Origin of the sequence: Comamonas flocculans, from assembly GCF_007954405.1 — a bacterium.
Taxonomy (GTDB): domain Bacteria; phylum Pseudomonadota; class Gammaproteobacteria; order Burkholderiales; family Burkholderiaceae_C; genus Comamonas_C; species Comamonas_C flocculans.
This window is the reverse complement of sequence record NZ_CP042344.1, coordinates 2,244,091-2,260,503: the sequence shown is the minus strand read 5'-3', so window position 1 is coordinate 2,260,503 and position 16,413 is coordinate 2,244,091. Positions and strand designations below refer to the sequence as shown.

Here is a 16,413-nt window from a genome sequence, read left to right as displayed (position 1 = left end):
GCAACAATGGGCGCAGGCACCCGCCCCTCAAGGAGATACCGCCATGCGCACCCCCGCCACCCACACCGGCTTTTCCACCCGCGCCATCCACCACGGCTACAACCCGGCCGAAAACCAGGGCGCGCTGGTGCCGCCCATCCACACCTCGGCCACCTGGGTGTTCCCCGACACCGCCTACGGCGCGCGCTGCTTTGCCGGCGAAGAGCAGGGCTACATCTACACGCGCATTTCCAACCCCACGCTGGCGCTGCTCGAAGCGCGCCTGGCCAGCCTGGAGCAGGGCGCGGGCGCGGTGGTCTTCGGCTCGGGCATGGGGGCGATCACCGCGACGCTCTGGTCGATGCTGGAGCCGGGCGACGAGATCCTGACCGACCAGACGCTGTATGGCTGCACCTTCGCCTTTCTGCACCACGGCATCGGGCATTTCGGCGTGCAGGTGCGCCACGTGGACATGACCGACCCGGCCAACGTGGCGGCGGCCCTCAGCGACAAGACGCGCGTGCTCTACCTGGAGTCGCCCGCCAACCCCAACATGCGCCTGGCCGACATTGCAGCGATCGCTGAACTGGCCCACGCCAGGGGCGCCAGGCTGGTGGTGGACAACACCTATTGCTCGCCCTACCTGCAGCAGCCGCTCACGCTGGGCGCGGACGTGAGCGTGCATTCCATGACCAAGTACCTGAGCGGCCACGGCGACGTGACCGCCGGCGCGGCCATCTTTGCCGACGCCGAACTGGCGCAGCGCGTGCGCCTGTACGGCCTCAAGGACATGACGGGCGCGGTGATGTCGCCGCAGGACGCGCACCTGGTGATGCGCGGCATGAAGACCCTGGCGCTGCGCATGGACCGGCATTGCGAGAACGCGCAAAAGGTGGCGAAATTCATCGAAATCCACCCTACCACCGCACGGGTGTTCTACCCGGGTCTGGCGAGCTTCCCCCAGCATCAGCTAGCACGCCGGCAGATGCGCCAGATGGGCGGCATGATGGCCTTCGAGCTGCACGGTGGCCTGCAGGCGGGCATCTGCTTCATGGATGCGCTGCAGCTCGTGGCGCGCGCGGTCAGCCTGGGCGACGCCGAATCCCTGGCCCAGCACCCGGCGAGCATGACGCACTCCACCTACAGCCCCGAAGAGCGCGCGGCGCACGGCATCTCCGAAGGGCTGGTGCGCCTGTCGGTCGGACTGGAAGACGTGGAAGACATCCTGGCCGACATCGGCCAGGCGCTGGACCGGGTGCACGCCGCCCATGCGGCGCGCATCCCGCCGCAACCCTGCACCGAGCCGGCCTGAGCCGCGCCGGGCGGCGGACAATCGGCCTCGATCAAAACCAAGCACGTCCCGAGACCCACGATGACCGCCCTGGCCTCCTCGTATCCCCTGGGCAGCCCCGGCCAGCCCTGGGGCCCCGCTGAAATCCATGCATGGCGCACCCGCCAGCGGCGCCAGCGCAGCTACGCCGAGGACGTGCTGCGCGAGGTGCTGCGCCCGCGTGCCGGCCTCGCATGCCTGCCCTATGGCGAGCTCGTCTACGGCCAGGACCGCTACCCGGTGCATGCGCTGGCCAGCAGCGACTGGCAGGCGGGCCGCCCCACGCTGCTCGTCACCGGCGGCGTGCACGGCTACGAGACCAGCGGCGTGCTCGGCGCGCTGGCCTTTGCCGACGCGCATGCGCCACGCTACGCGGGCCGCGCCAACCTGCTCATCGCGCCCTGCGTCAGCCCCTGGGGCTGGGAGCACGTGCAGCGCTGGAATCATGATGCGGTCGATCCCAACCGGTCCTTCCGCGCGGACAGCCCGGCGCAGGAAGCGCGCGCGCTGCAAGCGCTGGTGGCCCGATACGCGGGCCAGTTCAGCGCCCACATCGACCTGCACGAAACCACCGACAGCGACGAAACCGAATTTCGCCCGGCGCTGGCCGCACGCGACGGCAAGGCCTTCGAGCCCGGCACCATCCCCGACGGCTTTTACGTGGTCGACGACACCGAAGCCCCCTGCCCCGCGTTGCAGCGGGCGGTGATCGAGGCCGTCTCGCGCGTCACGCACATCGCCCCGGCCGACGACAAGGGCGAAATCATCGGCTGCCCGGTGGTGGCGCCCGGCGTCATCCGCTACCCGCTGCGCGCATGGGGCTTGTGCACCAGCGTGAGCGCTGCCCGCGCCACCTGCACCACCGAGGTCTACCCCGACAGCGCGCGCACCACCCCCGCCGAATGCGTGGCCGCGCAGGTCGCGGCGGCGAATGCGGCGCTTGAATTCATCCTGGCGGCGTAGCACGATGGTGCGCCGCCCGCCCTGCTCCAAGGCCTTGCCATGACACTCGATCCGCCACCCGCCACCGACATCGATCCACAGGAAACCGCCGAATGGCGCGACGGCTTTCTGGCCTTGATGGCGACGCACGGCCCGGAGCGCGCGCGCTTCATCCTCGACGCGCTGGTGCGCAGCGCGCACGCCCGGCAGATCGGCTGGCAACCCGACCTGAACACGCCCTACGTCAACACCATCGCCGCGCAGGAGCAACCTGCCTTCCCCGGCGACCTGGCGGTGGAAGAGCGCCTGGGCTCGCTGATGCGCTGGAATGCCCTGGCCATGGTGGTGCGCGCCAACAAGGCCTATGGGGAGCTTGGCGGGCACATCGCCAGCTACGCCAGCGCGGCCGACCTGTTCGAGGTCGGCTTCAACCACTTCTTCCATGCGCGCGAGGGCCTGGGCGCGGGCCAGCACCGGGGCGACCTGGTGTTCTTCCAGCCGCACAGCGCACCCGGCGTGTACGCGCGCGCCTTCCTCGAAGGCTTTTTGAGCGAGGACGACCTGCTGCACTTTCGCCAGGAGATCACCGCGCCCAGCGAAGGCGCGCGCGGGCTGTGCAGCTACCCGCACCCCTGGTCCATGCCGGACTTCTGGCAGTTCCCCACGGGCTCCATGGGCCTGGGGCCGATCAGCAGCATCTACCACGCGCGCTTCATGCACTACCTGAGCGACCGCGGCTTGCTGGACTGCGGTGGCCGCAACGCCGCCACGGGACGCACCGCGACGCGGCGCGTGTGGGGCGTGTTCGGCGACGGCGAGATGGACGAGCCCGAGAGCACCAGCGCACTCACGCTCGCCTCGCGCGAACGCCTGGACAACCTCGTGTGGGTGGTCAACTGCAACCTGCAGCGCCTGGACGGCCCGGTGCGTGGCAACGGGCGCATCGTCGACGAACTGGAGCGCCTGTTTACCGGCAGCGGCTGGAACGTCATCAAGCTGATGTGGGGCAGCGACTGGGACGGGCTGTTTGCGCGCGACCTCACCGGCACGCTGGTGCGCACCCTGGGCGAGACGGTGGACGGCCAGATGCAGACCTTCGCCGCCAAGGACGGGCGCTACAACCGCGAGCACTTCTTCGGCCAGCACCCCGAGCTCCAGGCCCTGGCGCAGGGCATGACGGACGAGCAGATCGACCGCCTCAAGCGCGGCGGCCACGACCTGGTGAAGATCCACGCCGCCTACGCTGCCGCCTGCGCGCACAAAGGCCAGCCCACCGTCATCCTGGCACTGACCAAGAAGGGCTACGGCATGGGCACGGCGGGCCAGGGCAAGATGACCACGCACAGCCAGAAGAAGCTGGACGAGGCCGCGCTGATCGAATTTCGCAACCGCTTCAACCTGCCTTTGAGCGACGAGGAAGCGGTGAACCTGCGCTTTCTCAAGCCCGCAGACGACAGCCCCGAGATGCGCTACCTGCGCGAGCACCGCGAAAAGCTCGGCGGTCATCTGCCCCGGCGCCAGACGGCGTGCGAGCCGCTGCCCGTACCGCCCGTCGACCAGTGGGCCAGGTTCGCCCTGAACGCCCAGGGCAAGGAGATGAGCACCACCATGGCCTTCGTGCGCATGCTCGGCGCCTTGCTCAAGGACGCGCAGCTCGGCCAGCGCGTGGTGCCCATCGTGGCCGACGAGGCCCGCACCTTCGGCATGGCCAATCTGTTCAAGCAGGTGGGCATCTACAGCGACGTGGGCCAGCGCTATGCGCCCGAGGACATCGGCTCCATCCTGAGCTACCGCGAGGCGCGCGATGGCCAGATCCTGGAAGAAGGCATCAGCGAAGCCGGAGCGCTCGCAAGCTGGACGGCCGCCGCCACCAGCTACAGCGTGCACGGTCTGGCCATGCTGCCCTTCTACATCTACTACTCCATGTTCGGCTTCCAGCGCGTGGGCGACCTGATCTGGGCCGCCGCCGACCAGCGCGCGCGCGGCTTTTTGCTCGGCGCCACCAGCGGGCGCACCACGCTGGCGGGCGAAGGCCTGCAGCACCAGGACGGCAGCAGTCACCTGGTGGCCAGCACGGTGCCCAACTGCAAGGCCTATGACCCGGCGTTCGCCGGCGAGCTCGCCGTGATCGTGCAGCACGGCATGCAGGAGATGCTGGCCGAGCAGCGCGACGTTTTCTACTACGTCACGCTGATGAACGAGAACTACGCCCAGCCCGATCTGCCCGACGAGGCCCGCGAAGGCGTGGTGCGTGGCTGCTATTTGTTCCAGAGCTCTCAGCGCTTGCTGGACGGGCGTGAAAGCCGGATTTCATTCACAAAACATGCCACACTCATGGCCTCGGGCGCGATCCTGCCCGAGGCGCTCCAGGCGGCCGAGCTGCTGGCGCAAGACGGCATTGCGGCCGACGTGCTCAGCGTCACGAGCTGGAGTGAACTCGCACGCGACGGCCGCGCCTGCCTGGCCAGCGGCGCCGCGCCCTGGCTCGCCCAGGTGCTGGCGCAGACGCAAGGCCCCATCGTCGCCGCCAGCGACTACGTGAGCAGCGTGGCCGAGAGCGTGCGCGCCCACCTCCCCGCCGGGCGCGGCTACCGCACGCTGGGCACCGACGGCTTTGGCCGCAGCGACACCCGCGCCGCGCTGCGCGCGCACTTCGGCGTCGATGCCGCCCACATGGCTGATGCGGCGCGCCAAATGCTCTTGGATCAAGAGCTGGCAGCGCAATAGCCACGGGCGCCAGAGCCATTTTTTGCATCCAAAAACAACGTCGGCGCCAAGCTTCGCCAGATCGTCCCATCCTGTCACGCCACTGTCACATGGCGCCTGCATCATCGGCCGCGTCAACCACACCGCCTGCTGAAGGCCCAAGCTGATGAACGCATCGATCAAACATCTCCTCCTGAGCGCCCTGCTGTGCGCCGCGGCGGCCACCCCGGTCCTGGCGCAACAGGAAGCCACCGGCGCCGGGGCCAGTTTCCCCGCGCCGCTCTACGCCAAGTGGGCCGCCGACTACCACAAGGCAACCGGCGTCAGGATCAACTTCCAGTCGGTCGGCTCCGGCGCCGGGCTGCGCCAGATCGAGGCGAAGACGGTGGACTTCGGCGCCTCGGACGCGCCGCTCACCGACGCCGACCTGAACAGCAAAGGCCTGGTGCAATTCCCCACCGTGGTCGGCGGCGTGGTGCCCGTGGTCAACCTCAAGGGCGTCGCGCCCGGCGCGCTGCGCTTGACGGGCCAGGTGCTGGGCGACATCTACCTGGGCAAGATCGCGCGCTGGGACGACCCGGCCGTCAAGGCGCTCAACCCCGACCTCGCCCTGCCCGACGCCGCGATCACCGTGGTGCGCCGCGCCGACGGCTCGGGCACCAGTTTCATCTTCACCAACTATCTCTCCAAGGTGAATGCCGACTGGAAGGCCAAGGTCGGCGAGGGCACGGCGGTGAACTGGCCCACGGGCGCGGGCGGCAAGGGCAACGAGGGCGTCGCGGCCTTCGTGGCTCGCCTGCCCCACGCCATCGGCTACGTGGAATACGCCTACGTCAAGCAGAACAAGATGGCTTGGGTAAGCATGCAAAACGCCGCCGGCGCCTGGGTGGCGCCGAAAGACGAGGCCTTCAAGGCGGCTGCCGCCTCGGCGGACTGGAGCCAGAGCTTCCACCAGATACTGACCAACCAGCCGGGGCCGGGTGCATGGCCGCTGACCGGCGCAACTTTCATCCTGATGCACCGGACGCAGGACCAACCGGCACAAGCCGCCACGGTGCTGCAATTCTTCGACTGGGCCTACCGTCAGGGCGACCCCTCGGCGGCGGCGCTGGACTACGTGCCCATGCCCGATGCGGTCAAGGGCGTGATCCGGCAATCCTGGAGCCGGATCACCGACGCCGCGGGCAAGGCGATCGCGCTTCCGTGATGCAGCGGCTGCCGCGCCTGCAGACCCTGGCAGACCGGTGCTTCGCCGCCGCCGCGCGCGCGGCGGCGCTGCTCACGCTGGCGCTGCTGCTGGGCATCCTCGCCTCGCTCGTGGTCGGCGCCTGGCCGGCGATCGAGCGCTACGGCCTGTCGTTTCTCACGCGCAGCCAGTGGGACCCGGTGGCGGGCGAGTTCGGCGGCCTGGCGATGATCCATGGCACGCTGGCCACCTCCTTCATCGCGCTCGCGATCGCCGTGCCGGTGAGCTTCGGCATCGCGCTCTTCCTGACCGAACTCGCACCCGCCTGGCTCAGGCGGCCCCTCGGCACGGCCATCGAACTGCTGGCCGCCGTGCCCTCCATCGTCTACGGCATGTGGGGCCTGATGGTCTTCGGCCCCATCCTCGCCGCCTGGGTGCAGCAGCCGCTGCAAGCGCTGTTCAACGGCGTGCCCGTGCTGGGCGCGCTGGTGGCGGGGCCGCCCGTGGGCATAGGCATCCTGTCGGCCGGCATCATCCTGGCGATCATGATCATTCCGTTCATCGCCTCGGTCATGCGCGACGTGTTCGAGCTCACGCCCACCCTGCTCAAGGAATCGGCCTATGGCCTGGGCGCGACCACCTGGGAGGTGGTGTGGAAAGTGGTGCTGCCCCATACCAGGGTCGGCGTGCTCGGCGGCGTGATGCTGGGCCTGGGCCGCGCGCTGGGCGAGACGATGGCGGTCACTTTCGTGATCGGCAACATGAACCAGTTCCAGTCGTTCTCCCTGTTCGAGGCGGCCAACTCCATCACCTCGGCATTGGCCAACGAATTCGCCGAGGCTGGCGAAGGCCTGCACCAGGCTTCGCTGATCTACCTGGGCCTGGTGCTGTTCTTCATCACCTTCGTCGTGCTGGCGCTCTCAAGGCTGCTGCTCAACCGCCTGCAAAAAGGCGAAGGAGCGCGCGCATGAAGGCTTCCGGTTTCTGCTCCTTCCCCCTCTGGGGGAAGGTGGGGATGGGGGCCCGCCCCGACCTGCGCGAACGCCACGCCAAAGCGCTGGCCCCCACCCCTGCCCTCCCCCAAAGGGGGAGGGAGCATCAACGCACAACCGCATGACCAGCGCCGTGAATACCAACGAACTGGCCCGCCTGCGCCAGGCCAGCTTCGCGCTCCGCCGCCGCGTCAACCGCATCGCCCTCGGCCTGTCGCTGGCGGCGATGGCCTTCGGTCTGTTCTGGCTCGCCTGGCTGCTCTGGGAGACGCTGCGCCTGGGCCTGGGTGGGCTGTCCCTGCAGCTTTTCACGCAAATGACGCCACCGCCCAACGAGGCCGGGGGGCTGGCCAACGCCATCGCGGGCTCGGCGCTGATGGTGGGCCTGGCGACGGCCATCGGCGCGCCGGTGGGCGTGATGGCCGGGGTCTACCTGGCCGAATACGGCGGCAAGAGCTGGCTGGCGAGCGCAGTGCGCTTCGTCAACGACATCCTGCTGTCGGCACCCTCCATCGTCATCGGCCTGTTCGTTTACGCGGTGGTGGTCGCGCGCTTCAAGAGCTTCTCCGGCTGGGCCGGGATCATGGCGCTGGCGCTGATCGTGATTCCGGTGGTCATCCGCACGACGGAAAACATGTTGAGCCTGGTCCCCGCCGCCTTGCGCGAGGCCGCCTACGCCCTGGGCGCCCCCAAGTGGCAGGTGATCGGCCGCATCACGCTGCGCGCGGCCGCCAGCGGCGTCGTCACCGGCGTGCTGCTGGCGCTGGCGCGCATCGCGGGCGAGACCGCGCCGCTGCTGTTCACCTCGCTGAACAACCAGTTCTGGAGTACCGACCTGTCCAGGCCGACGGCCAGCCTCACGGTGACGATCTTCAAGTTCGCGATGAGTCCTTACGAAAACTGGCAGCAACTCGCCTGGGCGGCCGTGCTCCTGATCACCCTGGCCGTGCTGGCGCTCAACATCCTCGCCCGCGTGCTGACGCGAAGGAAATGATTTCCATGTCCAAGCCCTCTGCCGCGCAGTCGCCCCAAAACGCCAAGCTGGCGGTGCGCAACCTGCGCTTTCACTACGGCCAGTTCGAGGCCCTCAAGGGCATCAATCTGGACGTGCCGCCCAAGCAGGTCACCGCCTTCATCGGCCCGTCGGGTTGCGGCAAGTCCACTTTGCTGCGCACCTTCAACCGCATGTTCGAGCTCTACCCCGAGCAGCGCGCCAGCGGCCAGGTGCTGCTCGACGGCGAAGACCTGCTCACCAGCCGGCAGGACGTCGCGCTGCTGCGCGCCAGGGTCGGCATGGTGTTCCAGAAGCCGACGCCGTTTCCGATGTCGATCCGCGACAACATCGCCTTCGGCGTGAAGCTTTTCGAACGCCTGAACGCCGCCGACATGGACGAGCGCGTCGAGCGGGCGCTGAGGAAGGCGGCGCTCTGGGACGAGGTCAAGGACAAGCTCGGCCAGAGCGGCGCGGGCCTGTCGGGCGGCCAGCAGCAGCGCCTGTGCATTGCGCGCGCCATCGCCGCGCAACCCGAGGTGCTGCTGCTCGACGAACCCTGTTCGGCGCTCGATCCGATATCGACTGCCAGGATCGAGGAACTGATCGCCGAGCTCAAGAACGACTACACCGTGGTCATCGTCACGCACAACATGCAGCAGGCCGCGCGCGTGAGCGACTACACCGCATACATGTACCTGGGCGAAGTGGTGGAGTTCGGCGCCACCGAGCGAATGTTCTTCAAGCCCGAGCGCAAGGAAACCGAGGACTACATCACCGGAAGATTTGGCTGATTCTTTGACTCCCTCCCCCTTTGGGGAGGGCAGGGGCGGGGGCCAGCGGCGCTGGCTTGGCGCCCCCGCCATGCATGGCCAGCCCCCATCCCCGCCTTCCTCCAAAGGGGGAAGGAGCAGATACCGCAACACTCTGGACGCACCATGACCGACAAACACCTTTCCACCCAGTTCGACAGCGAACTCAGTACCGTCTCCACCCGCGTGATGGAGCTGGGGGGCCTGGTGGAGGAACAGATCCGCCAGGCCATCCTGGCGCTGTCGCAGTTCAGCCTGGAGGCGGTCGCCCAGGTGCAGGCGATCGAGCAGCGCGTCAACGCGATGGAGGTGCAGATCGACCACGAGCTGATCACCATCATCGCGCGGCGCCAGCCCACGGCGCGCGATCTGCGCCTGTTGATGGCCTTCTCCAAGGCCACCGCCAACCTGGAACGCATGGGCGACGAGGCCGAGCGGATGGCGCGCATGGTGCGCTCCATCATCGAGGCCGGTTCGGCGCGCGCGCTGCCTACCAGCGACCTGCGCCTGGCCGCGGATCTCGCCTCCGGGCTGCTGCGCAAGGCGCTGGACGCCTTCGCCCGCCTGGACACGCAGGTCGCACTGGCGATCCTGAAGGAGGACGACCTGATCGACCGTGAATTCGACGGCTTCGTGCGCAAGCTCATCACCTACATGATGGAAGATCCGCGCACGATCTCGGCGAGCCTGGATCTGCTCTTCCTGGCCAAGGCGATCGAGCGCATCGGCGACCACTCCAAGAACATCGCCGAGCTCATCATCTACCTGGTCCAGGGCAAGGACGTGCGCCACACCGCTCTGCAGGACATTGAATCGGCACTGAAATGAAACCGTTCACACGCGTCCTGGTGGCCGAGGATGAACCGGCGATCGCCGAACTCATCGCGGTGCACCTTCGCCACCACGGCTTCGAGCCGGTCATCGCCGCCGACGGGCTCGCGGCGCGGCGCGAGGTGGACGCCGCCCTGCCCGACGTCATCCTGCTGGACTGGATGCTGCCCGGCGAGGACGGTCTGCGGCTCACGCGCCGCTGGCGTCAAGATGCGCGCACCCGCCTCGTGCCCATCCTGATGCTCACCGCGCGCGGCGACGAGGCGGACAAGGTCGCCGGACTGGAAGCGGGCGCGGACGACTACATCGTCAAGCCCTTCTCCCCCGCCGAGCTGCTGGCACGCATCCGCGCGGTGCTGCGCAGGCGCGCGCCCGAGCACGCGGGCGAGCCCCTCGTCCTCGGCGCCTTGCGCCTGGACAGCGGCACGCGCCAGGCCAGCCTGTCGGGCGCGCCGCTCAAGCTCGGCCCGACCGAATTCAGGCTGCTGCTCTACCTGATGGGCCGCGCCGAGCGCGTGCACAGCCGCGCGCAGCTGCTCGACGGCGTCTGGGGCGATCAGGTGTACATCGAGGAGCGCACGGTGGACGTGCACGTCAAGCGCCTGCGCGAGGCCCTGGGCGACGCTGCCTGCATGCTGCAAACCGTGCGCGGCAGCGGCTACCGGCTGACGGCGCAGCCGCCAACACCGGCTGCGGAAGCTGGCGCCGCGCCCTGACCGCACGCTGGCCCCTCTCCTTGCATCATGACCGGGCGCTTTTTCCTTTTCCTTGGATCGCTGTCGATGGGTGCGCTGATCGGCGCCTGGCTGGGCGGCCCCTGGGTGGCGCTCATCGCCGTCATGGCATTGGCCTGCGGCTGGTTCGTGCGGGATGCATGGCGCGCCACCCGGGCGCTGGCGTGGCTGCGCCAGGGCGAAGGCGCGCCCGGCACGCGCCTCGGCGGCGCATGGGGCGAAGCGCTCGATCGCGTGCGCCGCCTCCTGCACGAGAAAGCGCGTGAACGCGCCGCCAGCGAGCAACGCCTGCACACCTTCCTCGCCGCGCTGCAAGCCTCGCCCAACGGCGTGCTGCTGCTCGACGCGACAGGGCACATACAGTGGTGCAACCAGATGGCGGCGCAGCACTTCGGCCTCGATGCCCAGCGCGACCACATGCAGTCCATCGCCAACCTGCTGCGCGACCCGGCCTTCGGCGGCTACCTGGCGACGGGCGACTTCACGGGCGACGTGGTGCTGAATGGACGCGAGAGCACGCCCGCGCACCCGGTACGGCTGTCGGTGCATCTGTACCCCTACGGCGACGGCCAGCGGCTGATGCTCTCGCGCGACATCACCGCACTGGAGCAGGCGGAGGCCATGCGCCGGGACTTCGTCGCCAACGTCTCGCACGAAATCCGCACCCCGCTCACGGTGCTCGCGGGCTTTGTTGAAACCTTGCAGACCCTGGCGCTGCAGCCCCCCGAGCGCGCACGTTACCTCGATCTGATGGCCGGGCAGGCGCGGCGCATGCGCGACCTGGTGCAAGACCTGCTCACGCTCTCGCGCCTGGAAGCGGACACGCCGCCGCCGCTGGACCACTGGACGCCGGTGGACGAGCTGCTCACGCGCTGCGGCCAGGAAGCCCGCGCCTTGTCGCGCCAGTTGCTGCCCGCGGACCAGGCGCCCCATCGCTGGCGCTTTCCCGCGCCCGAACAGCTCGTCGATGCCGGCGCCATCGCGGGCGCGCCCAGCGAGCTGCACAGCGCCCTGTCCAATCTCTTGGCCAATGCCGTGCGCCATACGCCAGCGGGCGGCTGTATCGCGATGAGCTGGGAAAGACAAGCCGATGGCAGCGCGCGCCTGGCGGTATGCGACGACGGCCCCGGCATCGCCCCCGAGCACCTGCAGCGCCTGACCGAGCGCTTCTACCGCATCGATCGCGACCGTTCCCGCGAGCACGGCGGCACCGGCCTGGGCCTGGCCATCGTCAAGCACGTGGCGCAGCGCCACGGCGCCCAACTGCAAATCAGCAGTACGCTCGGCGAAGGATCGCAATTCGCTCTGGTGTTTCCCTCGGAGCGCCTGGTCTCCGGCACGAGCTCCGGATCCTGATCGGCCCCAGGGTACGGGGCCGCGTCTGAGACAATCGCGCCCCGTGAACGCCGACACCATCCAGACCATCCTCATCTACGCCCTGCCCGTGCTGCTGTCCATCACGGTGCACGAGGCAGCCCACGGCTACGCCGCGCGCCACTTCGGCGACCACACCGCCGAGAGGATGGGGCGCATCACGCTCAATCCGCTCAAGCACATCGACCCGATCGGCACCATCGCGATGCCGCTGTTCCTGTATTTCGCCACCGCCGGCAGCTTTCTCTTTGGCTACGCCAAGCCGGTGCCGGTCAACTTCGGCGCGCTGAGGAACCCCAAGCGCGACATGGTCTGGGTAGCGCTGGCCGGCCCCGCATCCAACCTGGCGCAGGCCATAGGCTGGGCGCTGCTGCTGGTGCTCTACGCGGCGCTGGGCGTGAGCGAGGTCTTCTTCGTCAAGATGGCTCAGGGCGGCATCCTCGCCAACCTCGTCATGTGGGCCTTCAACCTGTTTCCGTTGCCCCCGCTCGACGGCGGGCGCGTGCTCGTGGGGCTGCTGCCCTGGCGCCAGGCGCAGATGGTGGCGCGTCTGGAGCCCTACGGCTTCTTCATCGTCATGGCGCTGGTCCTGGTGGGCGTGGTCGGCACCTGGTGGCTGATGCCGTTGATGCAGTTCGGCTACGCGCTCATCCACTGGCTCATCACACCCATCGTAGCCCTGCTCAACTGACTTTTTTCGCATGTCCATCACCCGTTTTCTCACCGGCATCACGCCCTCGGGCACGCCGCACCTGGGCAATTTCGTCGGCTCCATCCGTCCCTCGGTGGCCGCCAGCCGAAACCCGGCGGTGCAGAGCTTCTATTTCCTCGCCGACTACCACGCGCTCATCAAGTGCCAGGAGCCCGAGCGCGTGAACCACTCCACGCTGGAGATCGCCGCCAGCTGGCTCGCCGCCGGCCTGGACCCCGAGCACGTCACCTTCTACCGCCAGAGCGACATCCCGGAAATCCCCGAGCTGCACTGGCTGCTCACCTGCGTGGCGGGCAAGGGGCTGCTCAACCGTGCCCACGCCTACAAGGCGGCGCAGGACAAGAACCGCGAGGCCGGGCGCGAGATCGACGACGGCGTGAGCGCCGGCCTGTTCATGTACCCGGTGCTGATGGCCGCCGACATCCTGATGTTCAACGCGCACAAGGTACCCGTGGGGCGCGACCAGGTGCAGCACATCGAGATGGCGCGCGACATGGCGGCGAGCTTCAACCACCTCTACGGCGAGCACTTCACGCTGCCCGAGGCGGCCATCGAAGAAAACGTGGCCACGCTCGCGGGGCTCGACGGCCGCAAGATGAGCAAGAGCTACGACAACACCATCCCGCTGTTTGCCACGCGCGCCGAACTCAAGAAGCTGATCGCCACCATCGTCACCGACTCGCGCGCGCCGGGCGAACCCAAGCAGGTGCAAGGCTCGGCGCTGTTCCAGATCTACCAGGCCTTCGCCACGCCCGAAGAAACCGAGGCCATGCGCCGCGCCTACGCCGAAGGCATCGCCTGGGGCGAGGCCAAGCAGCTGCTGTTCGAGCGCGTGGACAAGGAACTGACCCCGATGCGCGCACGCTACGAAGACCTCATGGCCCACCCCGAGCAGGTGGAAGCGGTGCTGCGCGCCGGTGGCGAACGCGCACGCGCGCTCTCCCACCCCTTCCTGCTGCGCCTGCGCAGCGCCGTCGGCCTGCGTCCGCTGCAAGCCGCCCCGCGCTCGGCGACGGCAAAACCCAAAGCGGCCACCGCCGAGCTGCCGCAGTTCAAGCAATACCGCGAGAAGGATGGCAGGTTCTACTTCAAGCTGGTTGCGCCCGATGGTGCGCTGCTGCTGCAAAGCGAGGGTTTCGCGGCGCCGCGCGACGCCGCCCGCCTGATCGCCCAGCTGCGCCAGGATGCGGGCTCGCTCACCGCCCTGCCGGCCGGCGCAGCGGCGGCCCCCGGGGTGGCGCTTGCTACCATCGCGGCTGCCCTTGAAGCGCTGGTGGTGGATTGAACCCATAGAATCGCTCTTCATTCCATAGCTGTAAGCACAGTCAGGACAAGCGCCAGAGGCATAAAACACTCTAATCAGGAGATGCCAGCATGCGCATTGCTGCGGTGGACGACGACCCGCTACAGCTCGAGTTCTATGCCAAGGCGCTTGGCGCGCAAAACCATGGCTTCCACGGTTTTGCCGACGCCGAGGCGCTGCGCCGCCATCTGCGCCGCGAGACCTTCGACCTGCTCATCGTCGACTGGCAGCTGCCCGATGCCGACGGCCCCGACCTGGTGCGCGAGATCCGCACGCAGTACGGGGCCGACATGCCCATCCTCTTCGTCACCCTGCGCGACAGCGAGGCCGACCTGGTTCGCGGTCTGGCCAGCGGCGGCGACGACTACATGACCAAGCCGGTACGCCTGGCCGAGTTCAACGCCCGCCTGAACGCCCTGCTGCGCCGGGCCTGGCCCCACAGCCAGGAATCGACGCTGGAATTTGGCCGCTACCGCTTTCACGCCGACCGGCGCCGCCTGGAGATGGATGGCCAGCCCCTGGCCCTGAGCGAACGCGAATACGACATCGCGCTGCTGCTGTTCACCAACATGGGCCGCCTGCTTTCGCGCGACCATCTGCGCGAGGCCGTCTGGGGTTACAGCGCCGGAGTGATCTCGCGCTCGCTCGACACCCACATCTCGCGCCTGCGCGCGCTGCTGGACCTGCAGCCGGCCAGCGGCCTGGTGATCACCGCCGTCTACGGCATAGGCTACCGGCTCGAGCGCGTGCCGGACCCCGAGCCGGCGTGCGCCGCCCAACCCTAGCGGTCCGGCCCCGGCGCTGCACCACGGAGAGAACATGAGCACAAGGACGCGACCCCCACGCAAGGCGCTGGCCGCCTGGCCGGCGCTGGCGGCGCTGACGTGGGCTCTGCCCCAGGCGTTGGCGGCGCAGACGCTGGCCGGCGCGCAGGACCTCACCCACCAGGTGGTACGCGGCGACACCCTGCATGCGCTGGCCGCGCGCTACCTGGACGACGCCGCGCAGTGGCCCGCGCTGGCGCAGGCCAATCGCATCGCCAACCCGCGGCGCCTGCAGCCGGGCAGCGTGCTGCACATTCCACGGACCCTGCAGCCCTGGGCCAGCGCGAGAGTGCAGTACGTGCGCGGCGACGCCCAGGCCGCGCTTCCCGGCAAGGAGAGCACCAGCCCCGTCGCGGCGGACGCCGAACTGCCCGAAGGCACGCGGCTGCAGCTGGGGCCGGACGCCTACCTGAGCATACGGCTCAGCGACGGCAGCATCGTGCGCGTGCACGCCGACTCCGATCTGCAGCTGCAGCGCCTGCGCAAGCGCGCGCGCCCAGGCAGCGCACGTTCGGTTCTGGAGCTGCAGCGCGGCAGGCTCGAGCCCAGCGTCACCCCCGATCCGGCCGGGCAGCAGCAACTGGACATCCACACGCCCCATGCCACCGCCAGCGTGCGCGGGACCCGGTTTTCGGTTCAGACGGATGCGGCGGGCCGCACGCTCACCGCGGTCTCCGAGGGCATGGTCGCGGTGCGAGGCGGTGAACGCGCAGGCGGCGAAGCGCTGCTGCAGCACGGCTGGGGTGCGGTGGTCGATGCCAGCGGCCGGGCCGCGGCGCCCGTGGCCTTGCTCGCGGCGCCCGATGCGCGCGCCCTGCCCAGCCATGCCCACGACGCTGACTTCCTGCGCCTGAAGCTGCCCCCGGTGCAAGGCGCCCGGGCCTACCAGGTACAGCTTGCCCGCGACCCCGAGTTGACCGAGGTGGTGCGCGCTGCCACCGCGCCGGGGCCCGAGCTCAGCCTGCCGGCGGTGGCGGACGGCAACTACCACCTGGCGGTGCGCGCCATCGACACCCACGGGTTGCCCGGCCAGGGAGCGCAAGCCGAGTTCACCGTGAAGGCGCACCCGATCGCACCGCTCTACCAGAGCCCGCAGCGGGACGCGCACCTCACTGGCCCGACGGTGCAACTGCAATGCACGCGCGTCGCCGAAGCGGCGCGCTATCGCATTCAGCTGGCCACCAACGCCGACTTCGACGCGCCCCTGTTCGACGCCACCAGCGACGGCGACTGCCAGGCGCTCACGCCGACGCTGGCGCCGGGGCGCTACCTGTGGCGCATGGCCAGTCTGCGCGCTCTGGACGATGGCCGCTGGGACCAGGGGCCCTACGCCGAGCCGCAGGGCTTCACCCTGTTGCCCGAGGCGCCATCCGCAGACGCGCTGCGCAGCAGGCAGTCCGCCGACGCGGCTACCGTGCTGAGCTGGCCGGCCCGGCCAGGTCAGCGCTACCGGCTGCAACTGGCCCGCGAGGCCGGCTTCGCCACCCTGCTGGTCGACGAGACACTGGAGCAGGCCACCTGGTCCGCCGCGGCCCTGCCCGCCGGCCATTATTTCGTGCGGCTGCGCAGCATCGACGCCTCGGGCCTGGAGAGCGCGTTCTCCGCCCCCCATGTGCTGAGCGTGATCGCGCCGCTGCGCAGCTCCGCGGGCCAGGCCATCACCAGCGGCGATGGCACTGCGGTACAGCGCCCCTGAG

The 16,413-nt window shown here is 69.2% G+C and carries 14 protein-coding genes; all 14 read left to right on the top strand.

Going from position 1 to position 16,413, the window contains the following annotated elements; translation table 11 throughout:
* Positions 1-43 precede the first annotated feature (43 nt).
* The 14 genes from FOZ74_RS10845 (at position 44) to FOZ74_RS10780 (ending at position 16,412) form a co-directional block, all read left to right on the top strand.
* Positions 44-1,291, top strand: a complete 1,248-nt coding sequence (locus FOZ74_RS10845; protein WP_146913081.1) for a methionine gamma-lyase — start codon at positions 44-46, stop codon at positions 1,289-1,291.
* Positions 1,292-1,351: 60 nt separating this feature from the next.
* Positions 1,352-2,272, top strand: coding sequence for a M14 family metallopeptidase (locus FOZ74_RS10840; RefSeq protein WP_146913080.1), 921 nt, complete (start codon positions 1,352-1,354; stop codon positions 2,270-2,272).
* Between the two features lie 39 nt (positions 2,273-2,311).
* Positions 2,312-4,978 carry an alpha-ketoglutarate dehydrogenase gene (gene mdeB / locus FOZ74_RS10835; protein ID WP_146913079.1) on the top strand — a complete coding sequence of 889 codons (2,667 nt, stop codon included), beginning with the start codon at positions 2,312-2,314 and terminating at the stop codon, positions 4,976-4,978.
* Positions 4,979-5,123: 145 nt separating this feature from the next.
* The gene (pstS, locus tag FOZ74_RS10830; RefSeq protein WP_146913078.1) at positions 5,124-6,164 is read left to right on the top strand and encodes a phosphate ABC transporter substrate-binding protein PstS; all 1,041 of its coding nucleotides are present in this window, start codon (positions 5,124-5,126) and stop codon (positions 6,162-6,164) included.
* Complete coding sequence (gene pstC, locus FOZ74_RS10825; RefSeq protein ID WP_146914177.1) at positions 6,164-7,114, top strand: phosphate ABC transporter permease subunit PstC; 951 nt, start codon at positions 6,164-6,166, stop codon at positions 7,112-7,114. The genes pstS and pstC overlap by 1 nt, the downstream gene beginning before the upstream one ends.
* Positions 7,115-7,256: 142 nt before the next feature.
* Entirely contained in the window at positions 7,257-8,129 is an 873-nt protein-coding gene (pstA, locus tag FOZ74_RS10820) for a phosphate ABC transporter permease PstA (protein WP_146913077.1), read from the top strand.
* Positions 8,130-8,134: 5 nt separating this feature from the next.
* The gene (pstB, locus tag FOZ74_RS10815; protein ID WP_146913076.1) at positions 8,135-8,920 is read left to right on the top strand and encodes a phosphate ABC transporter ATP-binding protein PstB; all 786 of its coding nucleotides are present in this window, start codon (positions 8,135-8,137) and stop codon (positions 8,918-8,920) included.
* Positions 8,921-9,064: 144 nt separating this feature from the next.
* Positions 9,065-9,766: a phosphate signaling complex protein PhoU gene (gene phoU / locus FOZ74_RS10810; RefSeq protein WP_146913075.1), complete on the top strand. Its 702-nt coding sequence runs from the start codon at positions 9,065-9,067 to the stop codon at positions 9,764-9,766.
* Entirely contained in the window at positions 9,763-10,485 is a 723-nt protein-coding gene (gene phoB / locus FOZ74_RS10805) for a phosphate regulon transcriptional regulator PhoB (RefSeq protein WP_146913074.1), read from the top strand. Before phoU ends, phoB begins: the two co-directional genes overlap by 4 nt.
* Positions 10,486-10,512: 27 nt before the next feature.
* Positions 10,513-11,859: a phosphate regulon sensor histidine kinase PhoR gene (gene phoR, locus FOZ74_RS10800; RefSeq protein ID WP_146913073.1), complete on the top strand. Its 1,347-nt coding sequence runs from the start codon at positions 10,513-10,515 to the stop codon at positions 11,857-11,859.
* Positions 11,860-11,902: 43 nt separating this feature from the next.
* Positions 11,903-12,568 carry a site-2 protease family protein gene (locus FOZ74_RS10795; protein ID WP_146913072.1) on the top strand — a complete coding sequence of 222 codons (666 nt, stop codon included), beginning with the start codon at positions 11,903-11,905 and terminating at the stop codon, positions 12,566-12,568.
* 10 nt (positions 12,569-12,578) lie between these two features.
* Positions 12,579-13,874: a tryptophan--tRNA ligase gene (locus FOZ74_RS10790; RefSeq protein ID WP_146913071.1), complete on the top strand. Its 1,296-nt coding sequence runs from the start codon at positions 12,579-12,581 to the stop codon at positions 13,872-13,874.
* 89 nt (positions 13,875-13,963) lie between these two features.
* Positions 13,964-14,677 carry a response regulator transcription factor gene (locus tag FOZ74_RS10785; RefSeq protein ID WP_146913070.1) on the top strand — a complete coding sequence of 238 codons (714 nt, stop codon included), beginning with the start codon at positions 13,964-13,966 and terminating at the stop codon, positions 14,675-14,677.
* A 34-nt stretch (positions 14,678-14,711) separates the two neighbouring features.
* Positions 14,712-16,412, top strand: coding sequence for a FecR family protein (locus FOZ74_RS10780; protein WP_146913069.1), 1,701 nt, complete (start codon positions 14,712-14,714; stop codon positions 16,410-16,412).
* Position 16,413 lies beyond the last annotated feature (1 nt).

What these genes read in the sequence shown, in the direction of transcription:
- FOZ74_RS10845 (WP_146913081.1), top strand. Translation starts at nt 44, where the DNA reads ATGCGCACCCCCGCCACCCACACCGGCTTTTCCACCCGCGCCATCCAC.
- FOZ74_RS10840 (WP_146913080.1), top strand. Translation starts at nt 1,352, where the DNA reads ATGACCGCCCTGGCCTCCTCGTATCCCCTGGGCAGCCCCGGCCAGCCC.
- mdeB (WP_146913079.1), top strand. Translation starts at nt 2,312, where the DNA reads ATGACACTCGATCCGCCACCCGCCACCGACATCGATCCACAGGAAACC.
- pstS (WP_146913078.1), top strand. Translation starts at nt 5,124, where the DNA reads ATGAACGCATCGATCAAACATCTCCTCCTGAGCGCCCTGCTGTGCGCC.
- pstC (WP_146914177.1), top strand. Translation starts at nt 6,164, where the DNA reads ATGCAGCGGCTGCCGCGCCTGCAGACCCTGGCAGACCGGTGCTTCGCC.
- pstA (WP_146913077.1), top strand. Translation starts at nt 7,257, where the DNA reads ATGACCAGCGCCGTGAATACCAACGAACTGGCCCGCCTGCGCCAGGCC.
- pstB (WP_146913076.1), top strand. Translation starts at nt 8,135, where the DNA reads ATGTCCAAGCCCTCTGCCGCGCAGTCGCCCCAAAACGCCAAGCTGGCG.
- phoU (WP_146913075.1), top strand. Translation starts at nt 9,065, where the DNA reads ATGACCGACAAACACCTTTCCACCCAGTTCGACAGCGAACTCAGTACC.
- phoB (WP_146913074.1), top strand. Translation starts at nt 9,763, where the DNA reads ATGAAACCGTTCACACGCGTCCTGGTGGCCGAGGATGAACCGGCGATC.
- phoR (WP_146913073.1), top strand. Translation starts at nt 10,513, where the DNA reads ATGACCGGGCGCTTTTTCCTTTTCCTTGGATCGCTGTCGATGGGTGCG.
- FOZ74_RS10790 (WP_146913071.1), top strand. Translation starts at nt 12,579, where the DNA reads ATGTCCATCACCCGTTTTCTCACCGGCATCACGCCCTCGGGCACGCCG.
- FOZ74_RS10785 (WP_146913070.1), top strand. Translation starts at nt 13,964, where the DNA reads ATGCGCATTGCTGCGGTGGACGACGACCCGCTACAGCTCGAGTTCTAT.
- FOZ74_RS10780 (WP_146913069.1), top strand. Translation starts at nt 14,712, where the DNA reads ATGAGCACAAGGACGCGACCCCCACGCAAGGCGCTGGCCGCCTGGCCG.